Source organism: Lentzea sp. DG1S-22 (assembly GCF_036321065.1).
Lineage (GTDB): Bacteria > Actinomycetota > Actinomycetes > Mycobacteriales > Pseudonocardiaceae > Lentzea > Lentzea jiangxiensis.
Genome location: NZ_CP143276.1, coordinates 4,893,630 through 4,912,427, shown reverse-complemented (window position 1 = coordinate 4,912,427; position 18,798 = coordinate 4,893,630). Strand labels below are relative to the sequence as shown.

Annotated in this window: 24 protein-coding genes and 1 pseudogene; 17 read left to right on the top strand and 8 right to left on the bottom strand. The window is 70.6% G+C overall.

Annotated elements, in window-relative coordinates; all coding sequences use genetic code 11:
- Positions 1-17: 17 nt before the first annotated feature.
- From V1227_RS22540 to V1227_RS22530, 3 genes are read left to right on the top strand one after another with little or no spacing between them, the layout of a single operon-like run.
- Entirely contained in the window at positions 18-908 is an 891-nt protein-coding gene (locus V1227_RS22540; protein WP_329787555.1) for a DMT family transporter, read from the top strand.
- A gap of 39 nt (positions 909-947) precedes the next feature.
- A complete protein-coding gene (locus V1227_RS22535; protein WP_329787554.1) occupies positions 948-1,490 on the top strand; it encodes a DUF6939 family protein in 543 nt (180 codons plus the stop codon).
- Positions 1,491-1,534: 44 nt separating this feature from the next.
- On the top strand, positions 1,535-1,882 hold the full coding sequence (locus tag V1227_RS22530) for an MmcQ/YjbR family DNA-binding protein (protein ID WP_329787553.1): 348 nt from the start codon (positions 1,535-1,537) through the stop codon (positions 1,880-1,882).
- Between the two features lie 128 nt (positions 1,883-2,010).
- Here the strand turns inward: V1227_RS22530 and V1227_RS22525 are convergent, their stop codons facing one another.
- Positions 2,011-2,859 (bottom strand): serine hydrolase, encoded by an 849-nt coding sequence (locus V1227_RS22525; RefSeq protein ID WP_329787552.1) that lies wholly within the window; start codon positions 2,857-2,859, stop codon positions 2,011-2,013.
- A gap of 149 nt (positions 2,860-3,008) precedes the next feature.
- Between V1227_RS22525 and V1227_RS22520 the strand changes: the two genes are divergently transcribed.
- Genes V1227_RS22520 through V1227_RS22510 form a run of 3 tightly spaced genes read left to right on the top strand, consistent with a single transcriptional unit; the run spans position 3,009 to position 4,591 of the window.
- On the top strand, positions 3,009-3,431 hold the full coding sequence (locus V1227_RS22520) for a hypothetical protein (protein ID WP_329787551.1): 423 nt from the start codon (positions 3,009-3,011) through the stop codon (positions 3,429-3,431).
- Between the two features lie 53 nt (positions 3,432-3,484).
- Positions 3,485-3,643: a helix-turn-helix transcriptional regulator gene (locus V1227_RS22515; RefSeq protein WP_329794085.1), complete on the top strand. Its 159-nt coding sequence runs from the start codon at positions 3,485-3,487 to the stop codon at positions 3,641-3,643.
- A 3-nt stretch (positions 3,644-3,646) separates the two neighbouring features.
- On the top strand, positions 3,647-4,591 hold the full coding sequence (locus V1227_RS22510) for an NAD(P)-dependent alcohol dehydrogenase (RefSeq protein WP_329787550.1): 945 nt from the start codon (positions 3,647-3,649) through the stop codon (positions 4,589-4,591).
- 183 nt (positions 4,592-4,774) lie between these two features.
- Here the strand turns inward: V1227_RS22510 and V1227_RS22505 are convergent.
- Positions 4,775-5,731, bottom strand: a pseudogene (locus V1227_RS22505) (amidohydrolase family protein); the annotation flags it as partial.
- Between the two features lie 38 nt (positions 5,732-5,769).
- Positions 5,770-6,405, bottom strand: coding sequence for a GTP cyclohydrolase II (ribA, locus tag V1227_RS22500; RefSeq protein ID WP_329787549.1), 636 nt, complete (start codon positions 6,403-6,405; stop codon positions 5,770-5,772).
- Positions 6,406-6,496: 91 nt separating this feature from the next.
- On the opposite strand from ribA, the gene V1227_RS22495 reads away from it, so the two are divergent.
- Genes V1227_RS22495 through V1227_RS22480 form a run of 4 tightly spaced genes read left to right on the top strand, consistent with a single transcriptional unit; the run spans position 6,497 to position 9,594 of the window.
- The gene (locus tag V1227_RS22495) at positions 6,497-6,907 is read left to right on the top strand and encodes a 6-pyruvoyl trahydropterin synthase family protein (protein ID WP_236221744.1); all 411 of its coding nucleotides are present in this window, start codon (positions 6,497-6,499) and stop codon (positions 6,905-6,907) included.
- Positions 6,885-7,856 carry a glycosyltransferase family 4 protein gene (locus V1227_RS22490; RefSeq protein ID WP_329787548.1) on the top strand — a complete coding sequence of 324 codons (972 nt, stop codon included), beginning with the start codon at positions 6,885-6,887 and terminating at the stop codon, positions 7,854-7,856. The genes V1227_RS22495 and V1227_RS22490 overlap by 23 nt, the downstream gene beginning before the upstream one ends.
- Positions 7,853-8,632 carry a class I SAM-dependent methyltransferase gene (locus V1227_RS22485; RefSeq protein ID WP_329787547.1) on the top strand — a complete coding sequence of 260 codons (780 nt, stop codon included), beginning with the start codon at positions 7,853-7,855 and terminating at the stop codon, positions 8,630-8,632. The genes V1227_RS22490 and V1227_RS22485 overlap by 4 nt, the downstream gene beginning before the upstream one ends.
- On the top strand, positions 8,632-9,594 hold the full coding sequence (locus tag V1227_RS22480; RefSeq protein WP_329787546.1) for a lysylphosphatidylglycerol synthase transmembrane domain-containing protein: 963 nt from the start codon (positions 8,632-8,634) through the stop codon (positions 9,592-9,594). Before V1227_RS22485 ends, V1227_RS22480 begins: the two co-directional genes overlap by 1 nt.
- On the opposite strand, the gene V1227_RS22475 is transcribed toward V1227_RS22480, so the two are convergent.
- Both V1227_RS22475 and V1227_RS22470 read right to left on the bottom strand, forming a co-directional pair.
- Positions 9,508-10,200, bottom strand: coding sequence for a creatininase family protein (locus V1227_RS22475; RefSeq protein WP_329787545.1), 693 nt, complete (start codon positions 10,198-10,200; stop codon positions 9,508-9,510). The genes V1227_RS22480 and V1227_RS22475 overlap by 87 nt on opposite strands.
- On the bottom strand, positions 10,187-11,170 hold the full coding sequence (locus V1227_RS22470; protein ID WP_329787544.1) for a zinc-dependent alcohol dehydrogenase: 984 nt from the start codon (positions 11,168-11,170) through the stop codon (positions 10,187-10,189). Before V1227_RS22470 ends, V1227_RS22475 begins: the two co-directional genes overlap by 14 nt.
- A gap of 41 nt (positions 11,171-11,211) precedes the next feature.
- Between V1227_RS22470 and V1227_RS22465 the strand changes: the two genes are divergently transcribed.
- Positions 11,212-11,946, top strand: coding sequence for a CDP-alcohol phosphatidyltransferase family protein (locus V1227_RS22465; protein ID WP_329787543.1), 735 nt, complete (start codon positions 11,212-11,214; stop codon positions 11,944-11,946).
- Positions 11,939-12,343 carry a DoxX family protein gene (locus tag V1227_RS22460; RefSeq protein WP_329787542.1) on the top strand — a complete coding sequence of 135 codons (405 nt, stop codon included), beginning with the start codon at positions 11,939-11,941 and terminating at the stop codon, positions 12,341-12,343. Before V1227_RS22465 ends, V1227_RS22460 begins: the two co-directional genes overlap by 8 nt.
- Here the strand turns inward: V1227_RS22460 and V1227_RS22455 are convergent.
- On the bottom strand, positions 12,321-12,986 hold the full coding sequence (locus V1227_RS22455) for a RibD family protein (RefSeq protein ID WP_329787541.1): 666 nt from the start codon (positions 12,984-12,986) through the stop codon (positions 12,321-12,323). The genes V1227_RS22460 and V1227_RS22455 overlap by 23 nt on opposite strands.
- Before the next feature lie 83 nt (positions 12,987-13,069).
- Here V1227_RS22455 and V1227_RS22450 point away from each other — a divergent pair, with 83 nt between their 5' ends.
- On the top strand, positions 13,070-14,644 hold the full coding sequence (locus V1227_RS22450; protein WP_329794084.1) for a sulfatase-like hydrolase/transferase: 1,575 nt from the start codon (positions 13,070-13,072) through the stop codon (positions 14,642-14,644).
- Here the strand turns inward: V1227_RS22450 and V1227_RS22445 are convergent, their stop codons facing one another.
- Both V1227_RS22445 and V1227_RS22440 read right to left on the bottom strand, forming a co-directional pair.
- Positions 14,645-15,157, bottom strand: a complete 513-nt coding sequence (locus V1227_RS22445; protein WP_329787540.1) for a DinB family protein — start codon at positions 15,155-15,157, stop codon at positions 14,645-14,647. It lies immediately after the preceding gene.
- Between the two features lie 164 nt (positions 15,158-15,321).
- Positions 15,322-15,510: a hypothetical protein gene (locus V1227_RS22440; protein ID WP_236221613.1), complete on the bottom strand. Its 189-nt coding sequence runs from the start codon at positions 15,508-15,510 to the stop codon at positions 15,322-15,324.
- 134 nt (positions 15,511-15,644) lie between these two features.
- Here V1227_RS22440 and V1227_RS22435 point away from each other — a divergent pair, with 134 nt between their 5' ends.
- Genes V1227_RS22435 through V1227_RS22420 form a run of 4 tightly spaced genes read left to right on the top strand, consistent with a single transcriptional unit; the run spans position 15,645 to position 18,794 of the window.
- Positions 15,645-16,205, top strand: a complete 561-nt coding sequence (locus V1227_RS22435; protein WP_329787539.1) for a DinB family protein — start codon at positions 15,645-15,647, stop codon at positions 16,203-16,205.
- Positions 16,206-16,264: 59 nt separating this feature from the next.
- Positions 16,265-16,759 carry a phosphatase PAP2 family protein gene (locus V1227_RS22430; RefSeq protein ID WP_329787538.1) on the top strand — a complete coding sequence of 165 codons (495 nt, stop codon included), beginning with the start codon at positions 16,265-16,267 and terminating at the stop codon, positions 16,757-16,759.
- Positions 16,760-16,767: 8 nt separating this feature from the next.
- Complete coding sequence (locus tag V1227_RS22425; RefSeq protein WP_329787537.1) at positions 16,768-18,147, top strand: sensor histidine kinase; 1,380 nt, start codon at positions 16,768-16,770, stop codon at positions 18,145-18,147.
- On the top strand, positions 18,144-18,794 hold the full coding sequence (locus V1227_RS22420; RefSeq protein WP_329787536.1) for a response regulator transcription factor: 651 nt from the start codon (positions 18,144-18,146) through the stop codon (positions 18,792-18,794). Before V1227_RS22425 ends, V1227_RS22420 begins: the two co-directional genes overlap by 4 nt.
- Positions 18,795-18,798 lie beyond the last annotated feature (4 nt).

Genomic DNA, 18,798 nt, shown 5'->3' with positions numbered 1-18,798 from the left:
CCAAGAGTAACGTTATCGTGCCTGCGGGGGTAACACTCGGCGCGCTGGGCGTGCTGGGGTTCAGCTTCTCCCTGCCCGCGACCCGCCTGGCGGTGGCAGGACTCGACCCGTGGTTCGTCGCCTTCGGACGCGCGTTCGTCGCCGGTGTCCTGGCGATCGGCTACCTCGCGTTGTCGCGTGCGCCCCGCCCGACGGTGACGCAGGTGCGGCGGCTCGTCGTCGTCGCGCTCGGCATCGTGATCGGCTTCCCGCTCTTCACCTCTCTCGCCCTCACCACCCAGACCTCGGCCCACGGCGCCGTCGTGATCGCCGTGCTGCCGATGTCGACGGCGATCTGGGCGGTCCTGCGCGCCTCGGAACGTCCGCCCGTCGCGTTCTGGCTCTCCAGCGGTGCCGGTCTGCTCGCGGTGCTGGCGTTCGTGGCCACCGGTGGCGGTCTCTCCGGATCGCTCGGCGTCGCCGACCTCTACCTGGTGGTCGCCGTCGTGTTGTGCGGCTTGGGTTACGCCGAGGGCGGCGCGTTGTCCCGCGAGCTCGGCGGGGCGAGGACGGTGTGCTGGGCGCTGGTGGTCTCGTTGCCGGCGACGGTCCCGATCTCCCTGTGGACGGCGGACTTCTCCCGCGCGACCGGCGTCGTCTGGCTCAGCTTCGGGTACGTGTCGCTGATCTCGATGTTCCTCGGCTTCTTCGCCTGGTACGCGGGCCTGGCCGCGGGAGGGGTGGCCAAGATCGGGCAGATCCAGCTGGCGCAACCGGTTCTGACGTTGCTGTGGTCGGCCGTGGTGCTCGGTGAACCCGTTGGCTGGCCGGCACTCGCCACGGCCGCGGTCGTTCTCGTGTGTGTGGTGCTGACCCAACGCAACCGTGCCACGTCGCCCACGGCGGCAACGGCCCAGCCGGTGCGCTGACCCACCGGAATCGTCGGACCTCCCTGCCATGCTCGACCCGTGCCGATCGAAGTCGTGAGCAAGCGCCGCAAGGTGAAGCGCCCCGACGCGGTGGTCGTCGACGTGACCTCCCGCGGTCCCGCGCCGTGGGTGCGCTTCAGCCCGTTCTACCCGCACGGCGGGATTCCGGTGCCGTTGTCGCCGGGCGTCACGAGCGAATCCGTCGAGGGCTTGTGGCAGGCGCTCAAGGTCTTCGAGTCGGCCGGCGTCGATCCCTCCAAGCTCGCGGTGAAGTCCATGAAAGGCCTGAAGCGGACGGTCCGCCGCTTCGGTCAGGTCCGCGGCCACCGCGCGGGCCTGGCGGGGGAGCACCTGCTCGACTACCGCACGGCCCGCCGCGAGATCTACCTGCCGGCGTACCGCTGGGCCCTCGACCACCGGTTGCGAGCCGAGGTCGAGCGGTTGCGCGAGTTGGCCCGGTCCTCCGACGTCGTGCTGCTCGACTACACCACCAACGGCGACGTCGAGGACGTGAGGACGCCGCTGTCCCATGCCGCTCTCGTCGCCGACCACCTGAGGAGGCTCACCGCGTCCGCGCCCTGACAACCCGGATTTATACTTTCCGCCTTCGGCTTTGGGGGTCGGCAGTGGCGACATCGAACAAGCAGCTGTTCACGATCGTGGACGGACTCGCCGAGGCGCAGCGCTCGTCCGGTCGGCAGTACGACACGTTCCGCGTGCGGGGCAAGGTGTTCGGCTACTACTGGCCGCGCACGCAGACCGTCGGTCTCAAGCAGACGCTGTCGGAGCAGCTGGCGCTCGTGGCCGAACGCCCCGACGTGTTCGAGGTGCAGTTCACCTCCGGCGGCTTCGGCTGGGTCGTGGCGCACCTGGAGGGCGTCGACGCCGACGAGCTCGGCGAACTGGTCTTCGAGGCGTGGCGGCTGACGGCGCCGGAAGAGCTGGTGGCCCAGGTGCCCGACCTCGCGCGATGAGCAGGGGCGGGTTCGAGCCGCCTGCCGACGACGGCGAGAGATCGGCTGAGGAGCCGGTCGAGGGCTGAGGGCCGCGCCGCCAGGTCGACGTGCTCGTCGCGACGGCGGCGTTCCTCACAGGCGACGAGCTAGCGGAACAGGATGCGCGTGATCTCGGTGTCGGTGGCGCGGCCTTCGTCGTAGGCGCCCTCGCCCTTGAGGTCGTTCATGATGGCGAGGGTGTAGCGCTCGTCCTGGCCGACGAAGCCGACGGAGTTCACCACCCAGCCGCCGTCCTCCTCCGACCAGCCGTTCTTCGCACCGGAGTCCGGGCCCCAGACGCCCCACTGCTGCGGCGGGCCGACCTCGCGCATCTGCTCGACGACGTAGGCGCGGTCTTCGGCCGGCACGGCGTCGAGGACGTAGTTGATCAGGCGGTCGAGGTCGTTCGCCGTGCACTTCTCGAAGCCCCAGTAGGGGAACGCGGCGGAGTACCCCCTTTGTGCCACCAGGCCGGTCATGCCGTACCGGGCGAACGCGGTGTTGAACGTCGTGCCGCCGTAGCGCTTCCAGAGCGTGTCCGCTGCATCGTCGTCGGACGTGTGCAGCATCGCGCTCATGAGCGTGCGGTCGTCTCCGCTCAGCTTGATCTCGCCGGTGCGGTGGCGTTCCAGCAGGTTCACGACCATGGCGAGCTTGATGGTCGACGCGGTCCACGTCAGGTCGTTCGCGTGGCCGTTGCGCCAGATCGCGCCGGTCTTGCGGTCGCGCAGCACGAAGCCCACGGTGCCCGGCCTGGTCTCGGCGTAGTCCTCGGCGGTCTCGAGGCGCCTCTGGAACTCGCACTCGAACCCGCTGTCGGGCAGCGGGCAGGCCTCCGGCGCGGCCACGGGAGGTGCCGCGGCCGGGGTGTGGGCCGCGGCGGGAGGTTCCGCCGTCACGGCGTGGCCGCACGCCGTCAGGGCGAGCGCGCACGCGACGAGGATCGGACGGAGCATGCGCCGCACGCTATTGGGGTGATCGGGGGCGGTCGACCGCCAGACGGCCGCGTCGGCCAGGTTGCCCGGAATGTAAAAGATGTTTGACACGGTGTCGGCTTCGTTTTACCTTGGTTGTGTCAGGTTTCTTTGACATCAGGAGCGGGACCGTGGCGTTCGAGGAGAAGCGGGCGTGGGCCCTGGCGGTCATCGCCCTGGTCGGGTACGCCGTGTACGCGGTGGTTGTCCTGAGTCGTGCCGCGGCCGGGTCGCTGGTCGACGTGTCGTACGCGGACGTCCTGCTGTGGACCACGGGGCTCGGGATCGTCGCCGGCATCGTGTCGGGCATCTGGTTCGGCGTCGCGGCGCGCAACGACGGGCTGCAGAGCGACGAACGGGACAGGGAGATCGGCCGGCTCGGCGACCACGTCGGGCAGTCGTTCGTCGTCATCGGCGGCATGACCGCGATGGTGCTGGCGGTGCTCGAGGCGTCGCACTTCTGGATCGCGAACGTGCTGTACCTCTGCTTCGTGCTGTCCGCGGTGCTCGGCTCGGCCGCGAAGATCGCGCTCTACCGGCGGGGAACGCTGTGAAGCCCACGAAAGTCACGAACTCCATCCGCGCCCTGCGGTTCGCGCACGGCGAGATGAAGCAGGCCGACCTCGCCTCGGCCGTCGGCGTCACGCGGCAGACGCTGATCGCCATCGAGCAGGGCAGGTACTCGCCCTCGCTGGAGGTGGCGTTCAAGATCGCCCGAGTGTTCGGGGTGTCGCTCGAAGAGGTGTTCCAGTATCCGGAGGAGTGAGCTGTGAAGGCTGTCGTGCAACGAAGATACGGATCGGCGGTGTTCGGTGAGCTGGACGTGCCCGTGCCCAGACAGGGTGAGGTTCTGCTGGAGGTGCGGGCGGCGGGCGTCGACATGGGCACCTGGCACCTCCTCACCGGCAAGCCGTACCTGGTGCGCTGCATCGGGTTCGGGGTTCGCGGGCCGAAGTCGCCCGTGCCGGGACGGGACGTGTCCGGTGTCGTGACGCGACTCGGGCCCGGCGTCGCGGAGTTCGCGGTCGGCGACGAGGTGTTCGGCACGTGCGAGGGGTCGTTCGCCGAGTACGCGGTCGCCCCCGTCTCACGGCTGGCGCGCAAGCCCGCCGGGACGTCGTTCGCGGAGGCGGCCGCCCTGCCGATCTCGGGTGGAACGGCGCTGCAGGGGTTGCGGGGAGTGCGGGCGGGACAACGGGTTGCCGTGCTCGGCGCCGGCGGTGGCGTCGGGTCGTACGCGGTGCAGATCGCGAAGGCGCTCGGTGCGCACGTCACCGGTGTGTGCAGCACGCGCAAGGTAGGTCTGGTGCGCTCGCTGGGCGCGGACGAGGTCGTCGACTACACGGTCGCGGACTTCACCGGGACCTACGACCTCATCTTCGACTGCGGTGGCAACAGGTCGTTGTCGAAGATGCGCAAGATGCTCACACCGCGAGGCACGCTGGTGCTCGTCGGTTCCGAGACCGGTGGCGCGGTCACGGGCGGGTTCGAGCGGTCACTGGCCGCGGTCGTGCTGAACCTGTTCGTGTCCCAGAAGCTCGTCCCCCTCATGTCGGCTGAACGCGCCGACGTCTTCGAGGAACTGCGCGTGCTGGTCGAGGCGGGCAGCCTCCGGGCCCCGGTGGAGCGCGAGTTCCCGCTCTCCGAAGGACTCGACGCGATCGAGCACGTCTACTCGCGGCGGGTGCTCGGCAAGGTCGTCGTCACGACCTGACCGCCGATCACCACGGTCGTCACGTGGTGCAGCGCCGTGATGTCCCGCATGGGATCTCCTTGCACGGCGATGACGTCGGCGTCCCAACCGGCCCTCAGCATCCCCTTGCTCACCCCGCACGCCCCTGGCGGCCTGACTGGTCGCGCTCGCCAGCACGGCGCGGTTCGGCAGGCCCGCGTCGATCATGTCGCCCAGCGCGTGGGCGGTGATCCCGTGGCCCTTGCCGGCACCGATGCCGCCGTCGGTCCCGGACACGGCACGAACGCCGTGGTCGTACATGCGGCCGACGGCGTTGATCTTGGCGGCGAGGCTCATCCCCATGCGCTCGAACGCCTCCTTGACGTGCGGGGGCGGTTCGAGCGTGGAGCCCAGGGTGTGGCAGACGGCGATGTCAGCTTCTGCCAGCGCGTCCAGCAGTTCCGCGGGGAGCACCATCGCCCCGCGGGACAGGCACGTGCAGTGCTCGACGCCGTCGACGCCCGCGGCCACGGCGCGCTGGACCGCCGCGAGGCTGTGGGCGTGCGCGGTCACGGGGAGGCCGAGCCCGTGGGCCTCCTCGACGACCACGCGCAGTTCGTGCTCGGTGAACTGGCAGTCGTCGACGGCCGTGCCGGGGGTGGCGAACCCGCCGCTGGCCATGATCTTGACGATGTCGGCCGCGCGCTCGGCCCGCTCGCGCACGGCCCGGCGCAACGCCTCGTCGCCGGACGCCTCACCGCCCATCGACCAGCAGTGGCCGCGCGGGCTCGTGATGGGCGGGCCGGACGCGAGGACGCGCTGCCGGTGCCTCGACCGCTGCTCCACGACGGACCACCGGCGGTCGCCGAGGTCGCGGACGGTCGTGACACCGGCCAGGAGGTGGCGGCGCAGACCGTCCTCGACCACCTCGTCGAGGTGGTCCTCGGTGAACTCGGGCAGGCGGTCCAGCGCGCCGTTCTCGCTGTCCGCGCACAGGTGCACGTGGGTGTCGATCAGTCCCGGTAGGACGGTGGCGGTGCCGAGGTCGACGACCTCGGCACCCGCGACGTCCGGATGGCCCTGCTCGACGGCCTTGATCGTGCCGTTCTCGGTGATGACCGTGACGGGGCCGGTGAGCGTCCGCTCACCGTCGAAGGCACGCCCTGCCCGCAGCGCCAGCATCCGGCCAGTGTGAGCTCCACGTGCTGGGAAAGCAACGGTCAGCGGGCGTGCGGGAGGGGGGTGAACTCCTCGACCTGGGGCAGGTCGTGGCCCAGCCGGTCGCGCTTCGCCGTCAGGTACGCGATGTTGTGGGCGTTGGGCTTCATCAACGACGGCACCCGTGCGGTCACCGAGATGCCGTTCTCCTCGAGCGCCGCGATCTTGTCGGGGTTGTTGGACAGCAGCCGCACCGACTGCACCCGCAGGTGCTTGAGCACGCGGGCCGCGGGGGAGTAGTCGCGGACGTCGACCGGCAGGCCGAGCGACGTCGCCGAGTCCAACGTGTCCAGTCCCTGGTCCTGCAACACGTGCGTGCGGATCTTCGACACCAGACCGATCCCGCGACCCTCGTGCCCGCGCACGTACACGAGGATTCCGCTGCCCTCACGCACGATGGTGTTCAACGCGGCGTCGAGCTGTTCTCCGCACTCGCAGCGCATGGCCGCGAAGATGTCACCGGTCATGCACTCGGAGTGGATGCGCACCAGCACGTTCTCGCGCAGCTTGGTCTTCCCGTAGACAAGGGCCATGTGCTCGTGACCGTTCGATCGGAACGCCACCGCGCGGAAAGTGCCACGTCGTGTCACCAGGTCGGACTCGGCCACGTCCTCTTCGCTGAAGGCCTGTTCGAACATCTCGGTCCCCTCGTCACAGAACGCCTTCCGAACGTGCAGCTACGCTCGGATGGAGGTCGCACCGTAACCCGACCGCACAGCGGAGGTCATCCTGTTCAGCATCACCGTTCGCGATCACGTGATGATCGCCCACAGTTTCCGCGGCGAGGTCTTCGGTCCAGCGCAACGTCTGCATGGAGCAACGTTCCTGGTGGACGCAACGTTCAAACGCGCTGAACTCGATTCCGACAACATCGTCGTCGACATCGGACTCGCGACGCAGGAGCTGGGCAAGGTCCTGGCCGTGTTCAACTACCGCAACCTGGACGAGGAACCGCAGTTCGCGGGCATCAACACGTCCACGGAGTGGCTCGCGAAGCACATCGCCGACCAGCTCGCGGAGAAGATCTCCGAGGGTGCACTGGGTGAGGGCGCTCACGGGATCGATGCGATCGCCGTCACACTCCACGAGTCGCACGTGGCGTGGGCGAGCTACGAACGTGCGCTTCGTCCTGCCGGCTGACGTCGGCGATCCGGCCAGTCCCAGCGGCGGCAACGTCTACGACCTCCGCGTGAGCGCGGGGATGGACCTGTTGACCGTCGCTGGTGACTGGCCGCGCCCGTCCGACCCCACCGCGTTGGAGCAAACGCTTGCGCGGATCCCGGACGGAGAGGTCGTCCTGCTCGACGGCCTGGTGGGCTGCGGTCTGCCCGAGGTGATCGTCCCGCACGCCCGGCGGCTGCGGCTCGCCGTCCTCGTGCACCTCCCGCTGGCCGACGAGACCGGGCTCGACCCGGCGAGGGCCGCACTCCTGGACGAGAAGGAGGGCCGGGTCCTGCGGGCCGCGAGCGCCGTGGTCGCGACCAGTCCCACGGCCGCGCGCGAGATCCGGGCCAAGCACGGGCTCGGGCACGTCCACGTCGTCGTGCCGGGCACCGATCCGGCGCCGGTCGCCACGGGCACCGACGGCGTGCACCACCTGCTCTGCGTCGCGTCCATCACACCCCGCAAAGGCCACGACGTGCTGCTCAGGGCGTTGCGGAGGATCGACCGCGACTGGCGGCTGACGTGCGTCGGCCCGCACCGGCCGTTCCTGGGCGAACTCCCGCCCGACCAGCGCGTCAGCTTCCCCGGACCACTCGCCGGCGAGGCGCTGACCAGCGCTTACCTCCAGGCCGACCTGTTCGTGCTGGCCTCCCGCGCCGAGACCTACGGCATGGTGGTCACCGAGGCGCTCGCACACGGCCTGCCGGTCATCGCGAGCGCTGTCCCGGACGCCCTCGGCGACGGCGGCCTGCTCGTTCCCGCCGGGGACGAAAACGCCTGGGAAGCTGCACTGACGCGCTGGTTCCAAGATCAGGAACTCCGCTCGGAGCTGCGGGCCAGGGCACTCGCCAGAAGAGCCGTCCTGTCCACTTGGGACGAATCCACAGAGGACTTGCGGAGGGTGCTGGCTACTCTGCGGCCATGACCTTCGCCCCGGAATGGCTGGCACTGCGGGAAAGCGCCGACGCCCAGGCGCGCTCGGCCGAGCTCGTGGAGACCCTCCGCGAAACTCTGGTGAACCGAAACCCCCTGACGATCCGTGACCTCGGTTGTGGAACGGGATCGATGGGGCGGTGGCTCGCCGGCAGGCTCGGCGGCGTGCAGCACTGGGTGCTGCACGACCGCGACCCCCGGCTGCTCGGCCTCGCGGAGGCCGGCATGAGCGCCTTCGAGAACGTCACCGCCGAGACGCGCGAGGGTGACCTCACGTCGCTGCGGGCCGCCGACCTCGAGGGCTCCGACCTCGTCACCTGCTCCGCGCTGCTGGACCTGCTCACCGCCGAGGAGATGAACGCTCTGGCCGCTGCCTGCGTAGAAGCTCATGTGCCCGCACTGTTCACGCTCTCGGTGGCAGGCCGGATCGAACTCGACCCGGCCGAGCCGCTCGACGCCGCTTTCCAGGACGCGTTCAACGCCCATCAGCGTCGCGTCGTGGACGGGCGTCGTCTGCTCGGACCGGACGCCCCGGCCGTCGCGGAAGAGGCGTTCGCGGCTCTCGGCGCTTCGGTCCGCACGGCGCGGAGCCCCTGGCGCCTGCACGCCGGCGCCCTGCAGTCGGAGTGGCTGAAGGGCTGGGTCGGCGCGGCGGTGGAGCAGGAACCCGCACTCGCCTCCGAGGCGTCCGAGTACCTGCGCCGCAGGTCGACGGCCTCCGCGGTGGTCCACCACGTCGACCTGCTGGCACTACCGGGAGCTGTGTGATGAAGAAGTTCTGGCCGTGGCTGCGCCTGGTGCTGGCGGCGGGGATCCTCCTCGCCCTGGGCCTGCGCCTGGGCACCGGGGCGTTCGTCGACGGGCTGCGCGCGATCGACGCGTTCTCCGTCGCCGCCGCCCTGGCGATCGGGCTCGTGACGACGGTGCTCAGCGCGGGTCGCTGGGTCCTCGTCGCGCGCCGCCTCGGCCTGACGCTGACCCTGCGCACCGCGGTCGGCGACTACTACCGCGCCCAACTCGTCAACGCCGTGCTGCCCGCGGGCGTGCTCGGCGACGTGCACCGCGCGGTCAACCACGGCCGGGAGTCGGGCGACGTCGGACGGGGCGTGCGCGCCGTGTTCTTCGAACGCTTCGCCGGCCAGATGGTCCTCATCGGGATCGGGCTCGCGGTGCTGCTCACGCACCCCGCGCCCGGCCTCGGCCTCGCTCCGGACCCCACCACCGCGGCACTCGTCCTCGCGGGCCTCGTCGTGGCCGTGGTCGCCGGCTGGCGGGTCAAGCCCGTGCGGAGGGCGCTCGTCACCACCCTGGCGGACGGCATCCGGCTGCTCTCGCTGAAGATCTGGCCCGCGGTCGTCGCGCTCTCGGCCGCCGCGGTCGCGGGCTACGTCGCGCTGTTCCTGGTGGCCGCCCGCGCCGCCGGGTCGGACGCCACGATCACCCAGCTCGCGCCGGTCGTCGTGCTGGCACTGCTGATCATGGCGATCCCGGTGAACATCGGCGGGTTCGGCCCGCGCGAGGCGTTCCTGGCGGTGGCGTTCGGCGCCGCCGGCCTGGGCGCCCAGCACGGCTTCACCACGGGCATCGTCTACGGCGTGCTCGCGCTCATCGCGGCCCTGCCCGGCGCGGTCGTGCTCTTCCTCTCACGCCGTGCCAAGACCGAAAAGGGTGGCGTAGTGGCCGAACGACTCGGTCAGACCCGCGAGCAGGAGCTCGCCCTTGCGCGCTGACGCGAGCGAGGGGCGCCCGATGACGCCGGACCCGGTGTACGGCGCCAGACCCAGGGTCAGCATGTGCCGCCGGTCCTCCGCCAGGTGGTCGGCGCTGTCGTAACCGGGGCGGATCAGATCGGGGTGGGCGTGCAGCAGGATCGAGGTCTCCAGCTCGCCCGCGTGCATGTCGCTGTACGCCGGGGTCTCGATGCCGGCCTTCTCCCGCGCGAACGCCCAGTCGTCGCGGCCAGGGAAGAGCGCGAGCCCCTCGCCCTCCTGCACGACGTTCGACAGCACGTAGTTGCCGCCGTGGCCGTTGACCAGGACCAGGTTCGTGACACCGGTGCGCCGCAGGGAATCCGCGATGTCCTCGACCACTGAGATCAGCGTGCGCGCGGTGATGCTGACGGTGCCGGCCCAGTCGGCGTGCTCCTGCGAGCACGAGAACTGCAGCGGCGGCAGCAGCCGGACCGGGTACCGCGCGGCGATCGCCGACGCGATCGTCCACGCGATCACCGAGTCCGTGGCCAACGGCAGGTGCGGGCCGTGCTGCTCGGTGCTGCCGACCGGGAGCACGGCCACGCGCTGGTCGCGGACGTCGACCGTGGTGTCACTCGGGAACATGGCCCCGACCGTAGTCAATCCGGTGGCACAGCGCCGGAATCGCACCGTCGGCCAGTCCCGGCATCACGTCCGGCAACTCCTCGAACGCGCTGTGTCCCGTGATCAGCGCGTCGAACCTGTCGTCGGCCAGCAGGTCCAGCGCGACGGCCATGCGTTCGGCGTAGGTGCGGTCCGGGCGGCCGACCGCGCCGACCTGGCTGCTGCGGATCGTGAGCCGGCGCGAGTGGAAGAACTCGCCCAGCGGCACGGAGATCTTCCTGTCGCCGTACCAGCTCAGCTCGACGACGCGGCCCTCGGGCGCGAGCAGGTTCAGCGCCGTGGTGAGACCGGCTTCGGTCGCGCTGGCGTGGAAGACGAGGTCGCAGCCGTCGAGGGCGTCGTCCGGCAGGGCGAAGCCGACACCGAGGGCGCGGGCGGTCGACTCGCGCGCGGGATCGGCGTCCACGAGCTCGACCCGCGCGCCGGGGAACGTCGCGAGCACCGCGGTGATGCTCGACCCGACCATGCCACCACCGACCACCGCGATCCGGTCGCCGACCAGCGGACGTGCGTCCCACACGGCGTTGACCGCGGTCTCCACGGTGCCCGCGAGCACCGCCCGAGCGGCGGGAACGCCGTCCGGAACGGGGGTGACCGCCGATTCCGGCACCACGTAACGGGTCTGGTGCGGGTAGAGGCAGAACACCGTGCGCCCGCGCAGTCGTTCGGGTCCGTGTTCGACGACGCCCACGTTGAGGTACCCGTACTTCACCGGCCACGGGAAGTCGCCCTCCTGGAAGGGAGCCCTCATCACCGAGTACTGGTTCTCCGGCACGCCGCCGCGGAAGACGAGGGTCTCCGTGCCGCGGCTGACCCCCGAGAACAGCGTGCGCACCTCGACCTCACCCGGACCGGGTTCGGCCAGCGCGACCCGCCGGACCTCCCCGTTCCCGGATTCATTGAGCCAAAAGGCACTCGCCGTACGTGTCACTCACAACACCTCCGCCGCACGAAGTTCGTTAGGGGCACCTGATGATCACACTTCAGCACACCGGGACACCCGCCGTCGTGCGGGAGCCTGCCGCCTGGGCCCTCGCCCAGGTCCTCCTGCTGGGTGTGGTGGCCGCCACCGCGGGCCTCGGGCCGATGGGCTGGGCCGCGGGTCTCGCCTACGGGTTCGCCACGTGGGCGTTCCTCGGCTACGGCATGCAACGCCACCGCACCAGGTCACTGGGGCCCGCTGACCGCGTCACGCTGGCCCGCGGCCTGATGGTCGGCGCCGTGACCGCGCTGGTCGCCGACCGCGCCGGGCAGGACGTGCCGGTGGCGCTGGTCGTGACCCTCGCGGCTGTCGCGTTGTCGCTCGACTGGGTGGACGGCCAGGTCGCTCGCCGCACCGGCACCTCGACGGCGCTGGGGGCGAGGTTCGACATGGAGGTCGACGCCTTCCTGATCCTCGTGCTCAGCGCGTACGTGGCCGTGCACATGGGTCCGTGGGTGCTCGCGATCGGCCTCATGCGGTACGTGTTCGTCGCCGCGTCGTGGCGCTTCCGCTGGATGAACGCGCCGCTGCCCGCCAGCTACGCGCGCAAGGTCGTGGCCGCGGTCCAGGGGATCTTCCTCGTCGTGGCGGCGTCGGGCCTCCTGCCGTTCGCGAGCGTGCTCGTCGGTCTCGCGCTGGCGTCGCTGGTGTGGTCGTTCGGTCGCGACGTGCTCTGGCTGTGGACGACCAGCGCTGTCGCGGTGGGACAATCCCGCCATGTCTGAGCAGACCTCTACCGCGGCGAAGGTCGGCAACGTCGTCGTCTGGATCCTGCAGATCGCGCTCGCCGTGCAGTTCTTCCTGAACGGCTACGCCCTGTTCACCGACCAGTTCGTCGCGAAGTTCGACGACATCGGCTTCGGGCAGTGGTTCCGGTACCTCACCGGCGTGCTGGAGATCGCCACCGCGGTCGGCCTGCTCATCCCGCGCATCTGCGGCCTCGCCGCGCTCGCGCTGGCGGGCATCATGGCCGGCGCCGCGCTCACCGAGATGCTCCTCGTGACGAACGGCGGCATCGACGACGCGACGATGCCGCTGGTCTTCATGGTGTGGGCGCTGGTGATCGCGGTCTACCGCCGTGAGCAGATCCTCGGCGCGCTCAGCCTGGTGAAGAGGAAGTGACTTTCGGGAGGTAGCGGAGCACCGCGACGTCCCCGACTTTCGTGACGTCCTCCAGGTGGAATCGGCGTGCCGGTCCACCGGGGAATTCGGCGGGATTCACGAAACGCGGGGCCGTCGCCTGCCCGATCAGCATCGGCGCCACCGCGACGCGGATCTCGTCGGCCAGCCCGGCGCGCAGGAACTCGGTGTGAATGCTCGTGCCGCCTTCGACCATGAGCTTTTCCACGCCCCGCGCCCCGAGGTCGTCCAGGATTTCGGAGAAATCGGTGAAGGTCTTCGTTTCCGCCAGGTCGTCGACGGTCGTCGTCGCGCTCCTCGTGTAGACCAGCCGTTCGCCGCCGCAGTGCCAGAACCGCAGCTCTGGGTCCAGATCGCCGCTCCTCGTGACGGTGACCCGCAGCGGGAACTCCGGCTTTCCGGCCGCGATTCTGCGCGCACGACGCTCGTCGCTGTAGACGAGCAGCCGCGCGTTGTCCCGGCGCAACGTCTCGGCGCCGGCCAGAATCGCGTCGGACTCCGCGCGCAGCCTGTCGACGTGGTCGAAGTCCTCGGCGTTGGAAAGCGGGAACCGTTCCGCGCCGCGATCGTCGATGTGGCCGTCGATGCTGACGGCGACGCTCAGCAGAACGTGCGGGCGAGTCACGAACCCGATGGTAGTGCAGTTGAACCGGGCGCGGGTCGTGCCGCGTTTACCTCATAGGTTCTGAAAGGGGTTTCCCGGTGAAGATGGTGCTGCGGCGGACGGTCACGGTCCTGGCGGGGCTGTTCGTGTTGTTCGTGCTCATCGCACCGGGCGACCTCGAGAAGTTCTCCTTCGAGGCGTTCCTGCGGGTGCCGCTCGAAGGCCTCATCGGCGTGATGGCGCTGGTGCTGCTGCCGGACCGGCTCCGCAGGCCGGTCGCCGTCGCGGGCGGGGTCGCCCTCGGCCTGTTCGCGGTCGTGAAGATCATGGACATCGGCTTCGACATGGTGCTGTACCGGCCGTTCGACCTCGTGCTGGACTGGCCGTTGCTGGTGCCCGCCGTCGACTTCGTGGACGTGACGTTCGGCCGCCTGGCCTCCGTGCTGGCCGTCGGGCTCGCGGTGGCCCTGGTCGTCGGCGTCGTGTGGCTGGCCGCGCTTTCGGTGCTGCGCCTCAGTTCCGCGGCCTCGGCACGGCGTCCTGCCGCGGTCCGCGCGGTGGCACTGGTGGCCGTGGCGTGTGTTTCCCTTGCCGTGCCGGGGATTCCGGTCTACTCCGACGCCGCCGCGACCTCGCTGGTCGACCACGCGCGGCGCGTCCAGGCGGGTCTGCACGACCAGGAGGTGTTCGCGGCAGAGGCTTCGGTCGACGCGTACCGCGGCCATCCCGGACTGCTGTCCTCGTTGCAGGGCAAGGACGTCGTCTTCACGTTCGTGGAGAGCTACGGCAGGTCCGCTCTCGACATGCCCGGCGTGGCGGCGAAGCTCGCCGACGGCAACGCGCGTCTGGAGGCGGCGGGGTACACGGCCAAGTCCGCCTACCTGACCTCTCCGACCGCCGGCGGGGGCAGCTGGATGGCGCAGGCGACGCTGCTGTCCGGGCTGTGGATCGACAACCAGCAGCGCTACCGCAACCTGGTGGCGTCCGACCGCCTCACGCTGCCGCGGGCGTTCCGCGAGGCGTCGTGGCGGTCCGTCGGTGTCGTCCCCGGCATCACGCAGGCGTGGCCGGAAGGCGACTTCTTCCACTACGACGAGATCTACGCCGCCCAGGACCTCGGGTACAAGGGGCCGCGGTTCGGTTACGCGACCACCCCGGACCAGTTCACCCTGGAGGCGTTCCAGCGGAACGTCCGTTCGAAGCAGCACGGTCCGGTGATGGCGGCGATCCCCCTGGTGTCCTCGCACGCGCCCTGGTCGCCGACGCCGGGCTTCGTCGGCTGGGAGGAACTGGGCGACGGCTCGATCTACTCGACCATGCCCGCCTCGAACGACCCGCCGGAGTCGATCTTCGGCCGCGACCCGGCCGCCGTGCGCGCCGACTACGCGCACTCCGTCTCGTACTCGCTGGAGTCGGTGATCTCGTACCTGGAGACCTACGGCGACGAGAACCTCGTCTTCGTGTTCCTGGGGGACCACCAGCCCGCGCAGGTGGTGACCGGCGAGGGAGCGTCGCGGGACGTGCCGATCACCGTCGTCGCCCGGGACCCGGCCGTGCTGCAGCGGGTCGAGGGCTGGGGGTGGGACGACGGCATCAGGCCCGGAACGTCGGCCCCGGTGTCGCGGATGAGCGACTTCCGGGACCAGTTCCTCTCGGCCTTCAGCCCGCCCCGGCCCTGATCAGCCCATCGTCTTCTGGCCGTCGATCGTCTCGCGGATGATGTCCGCGTGGCCCGCGTGCTGCGAGGTCTCCGCGACGATGTGCACGAACACGCGCCGCGCCGACCGCGTCTTGCCCTCCGGGAACCACGGCGCGGACGGCAGCGGGTGCGAGAGGTCCAGGTCGACCGTCTCGACCAGCTTGTCGGTGTACGCCGCGATCTCGTCGTAGCGGGAGAGGATGCTCTCCAGCGTCTCGCCCGGCTCCATGCGGAAGTTGCGCTGGTGGTGCTCGACGGACTCCGGGTCGAACTCCATCGCGGACGGGCCGTGCTCGACGAACCTGACCCAGCCCTCCTCGACCGCGGCGACGTGCTTGATCAGGCCGCCGATGCTCAGCGCGCTCGCGGTCGGGCTCGACGCCGCCTGCTCGTCGGTGAGCCCCTGCGCGGTGAACCTCAGGAACCAGCGGTGCTGCCGCAGGGTCTCGAGGAGGTCCGCGCGCTCGCCGGTGAGGGTCTCGGTGGTGGTCATTGCTTCTGTCCTCCGCAACTTTTGTCCTACACGGAGGACTCTAGGATCACTTGAGGCCAGGTTGTGTCCTAGACGAACGGCCGATCCGGCGAAATTCGAGCTGCGTTCGAGCGATCTGGCGTTGACCTGATGTCACTCTCCGTGAGTCAGCCGGACGGGACGATTCACCTGTCCAGGTAACCGTCGTCCGGGCGGTCCACGCGGCCGCCGCCGTCCTCGGTCTCCTCGATGTGCATCGCGGTCTCCTCCGGCGCGGTCACGTGCCCACCGGCCTCCTCGACCGCGACCGCGTCCGGCTCGTCGTCGACGGGCTCGCCGCCACCCAGCGGGGTCGTGAACTGGTGCTCAGTCATGCCCTCGTGTTTCCGGCGAACCGGGCGCGCAAACGTCGGCAGTGCGGCGCGGGGAGTTCCGGACCGCACGACCGCCGCGGGAGGCCGTGGCGGAACCGGAGGACGTCCTCGTGCGACGGCGCTAGGGTCGAGGCATGATCGCCGAGGACCTCCAGCGCTACCTCCAGGCCTCCCGCGACTCGGTGCTGTCCTCTTTGGACGGCCTGAGCGAGTACGACGTGCGCCGCCCGCTCGTTCCCAGCGGCACCAACCTGCTCGGCCTCGTGAAGCACCTGGCCGGCATCGAGTTCGGCTACCTCGGCGACTCCGTGGGCCGTCCCGCACCCGTGGTGCTGCCGTGGAACGAGGACGGGTCGGTCTGGGAGAACGGCGACATGTGGGCCAAGCCCACCGAGAGCCGCGAGTACCTCGTCGGCCTCTACCGCGAGGCCTGGCGGCACACGGACGCCTCGATCGCGGAGCTGCCGCTGGACGCCCCGGCGTCGGTGCCGTGGTGGGCGGAGCACAAGCGCGAGACGACGTTCGGGCACCTGCTGGTCCGCGTCGTGGCGGAGACCGCGCAGCACGCCGGGCACTGCGACGTCGTGCGGGAGCTCGTCGACGGGCGGTCCGGCGCGGACAACCCCGACGGCTACTACGACCTGGTCCTGCGCATGGCCGGTGCGCCGAGCACGGACACCCCTGTCGAAAGTTAGTGCCGATCGGTTCCGATGGGCAGGGGCGCGCCGGCCGGGACCTTCGTAGTTTCGGCTGGGTGACTTGGCTGACTGTGGGCACCGACGCGGTGCTCGGTGTGTTCGCGGTGATGTTCGCGCTGCTGTGGTTGCGGCACCGGCTCAGGGCGTTCCTCGCCGGAGCGGGTGTCGTGGTGGCCTACGCGATCAGCGAGGTCGTCAAGCTGGTCGTGCGGGAGGAACGACCGTGCCGCACGGCGCCGTCGATCGCGGAGTGCCCGGCGCCGGGCGACTGGTCCTTCCCCAGCAACCACTCGGTGATCGCGGGTGCCTCGGCGATGGCGATCTGGGCGCTGCACAGGACCTGCGGCTGGATCGCCGCGGTGTGCGCGATCGCGGCGGCTGCCTCCCGCGTCGTCGTGGGTGTCCACTATGTACACGACGTCATGGCCGGGCTGGCGCTCGGAGCGTTGGTGTCGTGGGGGATCGCGGTGCTGCTGGAGAAGAGGCTGCCGGTTCGGCAACGGCGTGAGGAGGTGGAGGCGCCGACCGTGGTGCTGCAGCGACTGCGATGATGGGCGCCGTGTGGGAGGTCCTGCTCTACCTGCTCCTGTTCGTCCTGGCGTTCACGCTCGTGCGCACCCGGCCCGCGGTCGCTCTCGGCACCGCTCTGGGCGCCTGGCTCGTCTGCTACCTCATCAGCGTCGAGTTCGACGTCAGGGTGGTGGCGCTCGCTCCCGCACTCGCGCTGCTCAGCTTCCTCGCGGGCCGGCACGCCGCCGATCCGCGGCCCACGGCGATCGCGCTGACCGTGGCCGAGGTCGCCGGTGTCGTCGTCGCCCTGACCGAGCGCGGGGGTTCGGACACCGCGCTCGCCGTCACCTCCGGCGTCGGTGTGCTCGGTGTGGTGCCGTGGGCGTTCGGGCGGTTCCGGCGCCGGTTCGCCGAGCTGCGCGAGGTCGGCTGGGAACACGCGGCGCTGCTGGAGCGCGACGTCGACAACGCGCGCAACTCCGAACGCGCACGCCTTGCCGGCGAGATGCACGACCTCGTCGGTCACGAGCTCGCCCGGGCCGCGCTCCTCGTCGGCGCGCTGGAACTGGAACCGACGCTCACGGCACCGCAGCGCGAGGCGGCCAAGACCGCGCGGGCGAGCGTCACGGCCGCGGCGGAACGGCTGGCCGACGTCATGCAGGTGCTGCGCGCCGAAGAGGACGAGCCCGTGGCGACGATCGAGGAGGTCGTCGCCAGGAGCGGACTCGACGTCGAGCTCACCAACAACCGCCGGACCGCGATCGACGGCATCATCGCGAGGACCGTGCACCGGGTGGTCGCCGAGGCGCTGACGAACGTGATCAAGCACGCCCCCGGCGCGAAGGTCGCCGTGACCCTCACCGCGAACCTCGAACTGCGGATCACCAACGGCCCGGCGCCGAGGACCCAGGCGGTCGGCAGCGGCAAGGGACTGGTCGGCCTCGCCGAACGCGTCGCGCTCGTCGGCGGCTGGTTCGAGGCGGCACCGTCCGACGACGGCGGCTTCGAGGTCAGGGCCAAGCTCCCGGAACGGCCGCGGGCGAGGACGACGCCCACCCACGTGCGTCGCGAACGCACGGAGGAGGAGATCCGCAAGAGCGCTCGCAGGACCGTGCTGATCACGTCGGTCGTGTGCGCCGGGATCGCGATCGGCGTGCCGGGCTACATGGTGTTCGACGCCGTGACGTCCGTGCTCACGCCGCACCAGTTCGAACGGGCAGAACTCGGGCAACGCGAGGACGACCTCGACCTGCCGCTGCGCACCCGCGTCGACAACCCGCTCGGCGTCACCGCGCCCCCCGGCACCGAGTGCCGCTACTACAGCACGCACCCCAACCCGTTCGACGGCGACCGCCACGACCTGCACCAGCTGTGCTTCCGGGATGATCAGCTCGTGTCGAAGCAGTGGCTCGCGAGGAGGAGCGGGTGATCAGGGTCGTGCTCGCCGACGACGAACCGGTGGTCAGGTTCGGCGTCAAGGCCGTCCTCGCGACGGCGGGGGACGTCGAGGTGGTCGCGGAGGCGGAGAACGGCAGCGAGGTCATCGACAAGGTGGCCCGGCACCGGCCCGACGTCGCCGTGCTCGACATCCGCATGCCCGTGCTGGACGGGCTGGACGCGGCGAAGGTCATCCGCGAGTGCCATCCGGGCACGAAGACGCTGGTGCTGACGACGTTCGCCGACGACTCCTACATCAGCCGGGCGCTGGGGGAGGGCGCGGCGGGGTTCGTGCTGAAGACCGGCGACCCGCAGGAGATCATCTCGGGCGTCCGCGCCGTCGCGAACGGTGGCGCGTTCCTGTCCCCGCTGGTCGCCAAGCGGGTCGTCGACCAGCTGTCCCGGGCCCACCCCCGGCCGCTCGCTGCCCGGCGCATCGAGGTCCTGACCGCGCGGGAGCGCGAGGTGCTCGGGCTCCTCGGCGCCGGGCTGTCGAACGCGGAGATCGCGGCACGCCTGCACGTCGTCGAGGGCACGGTGAAGGTCTACGTGAGCACGATCTTCCGCCAGCTGGGGGTGAAGAACCGGGTGCAGGCGGCGATCATCGCCCACGAGTCGGGGATCATCCCGGCGAGCTGACCCC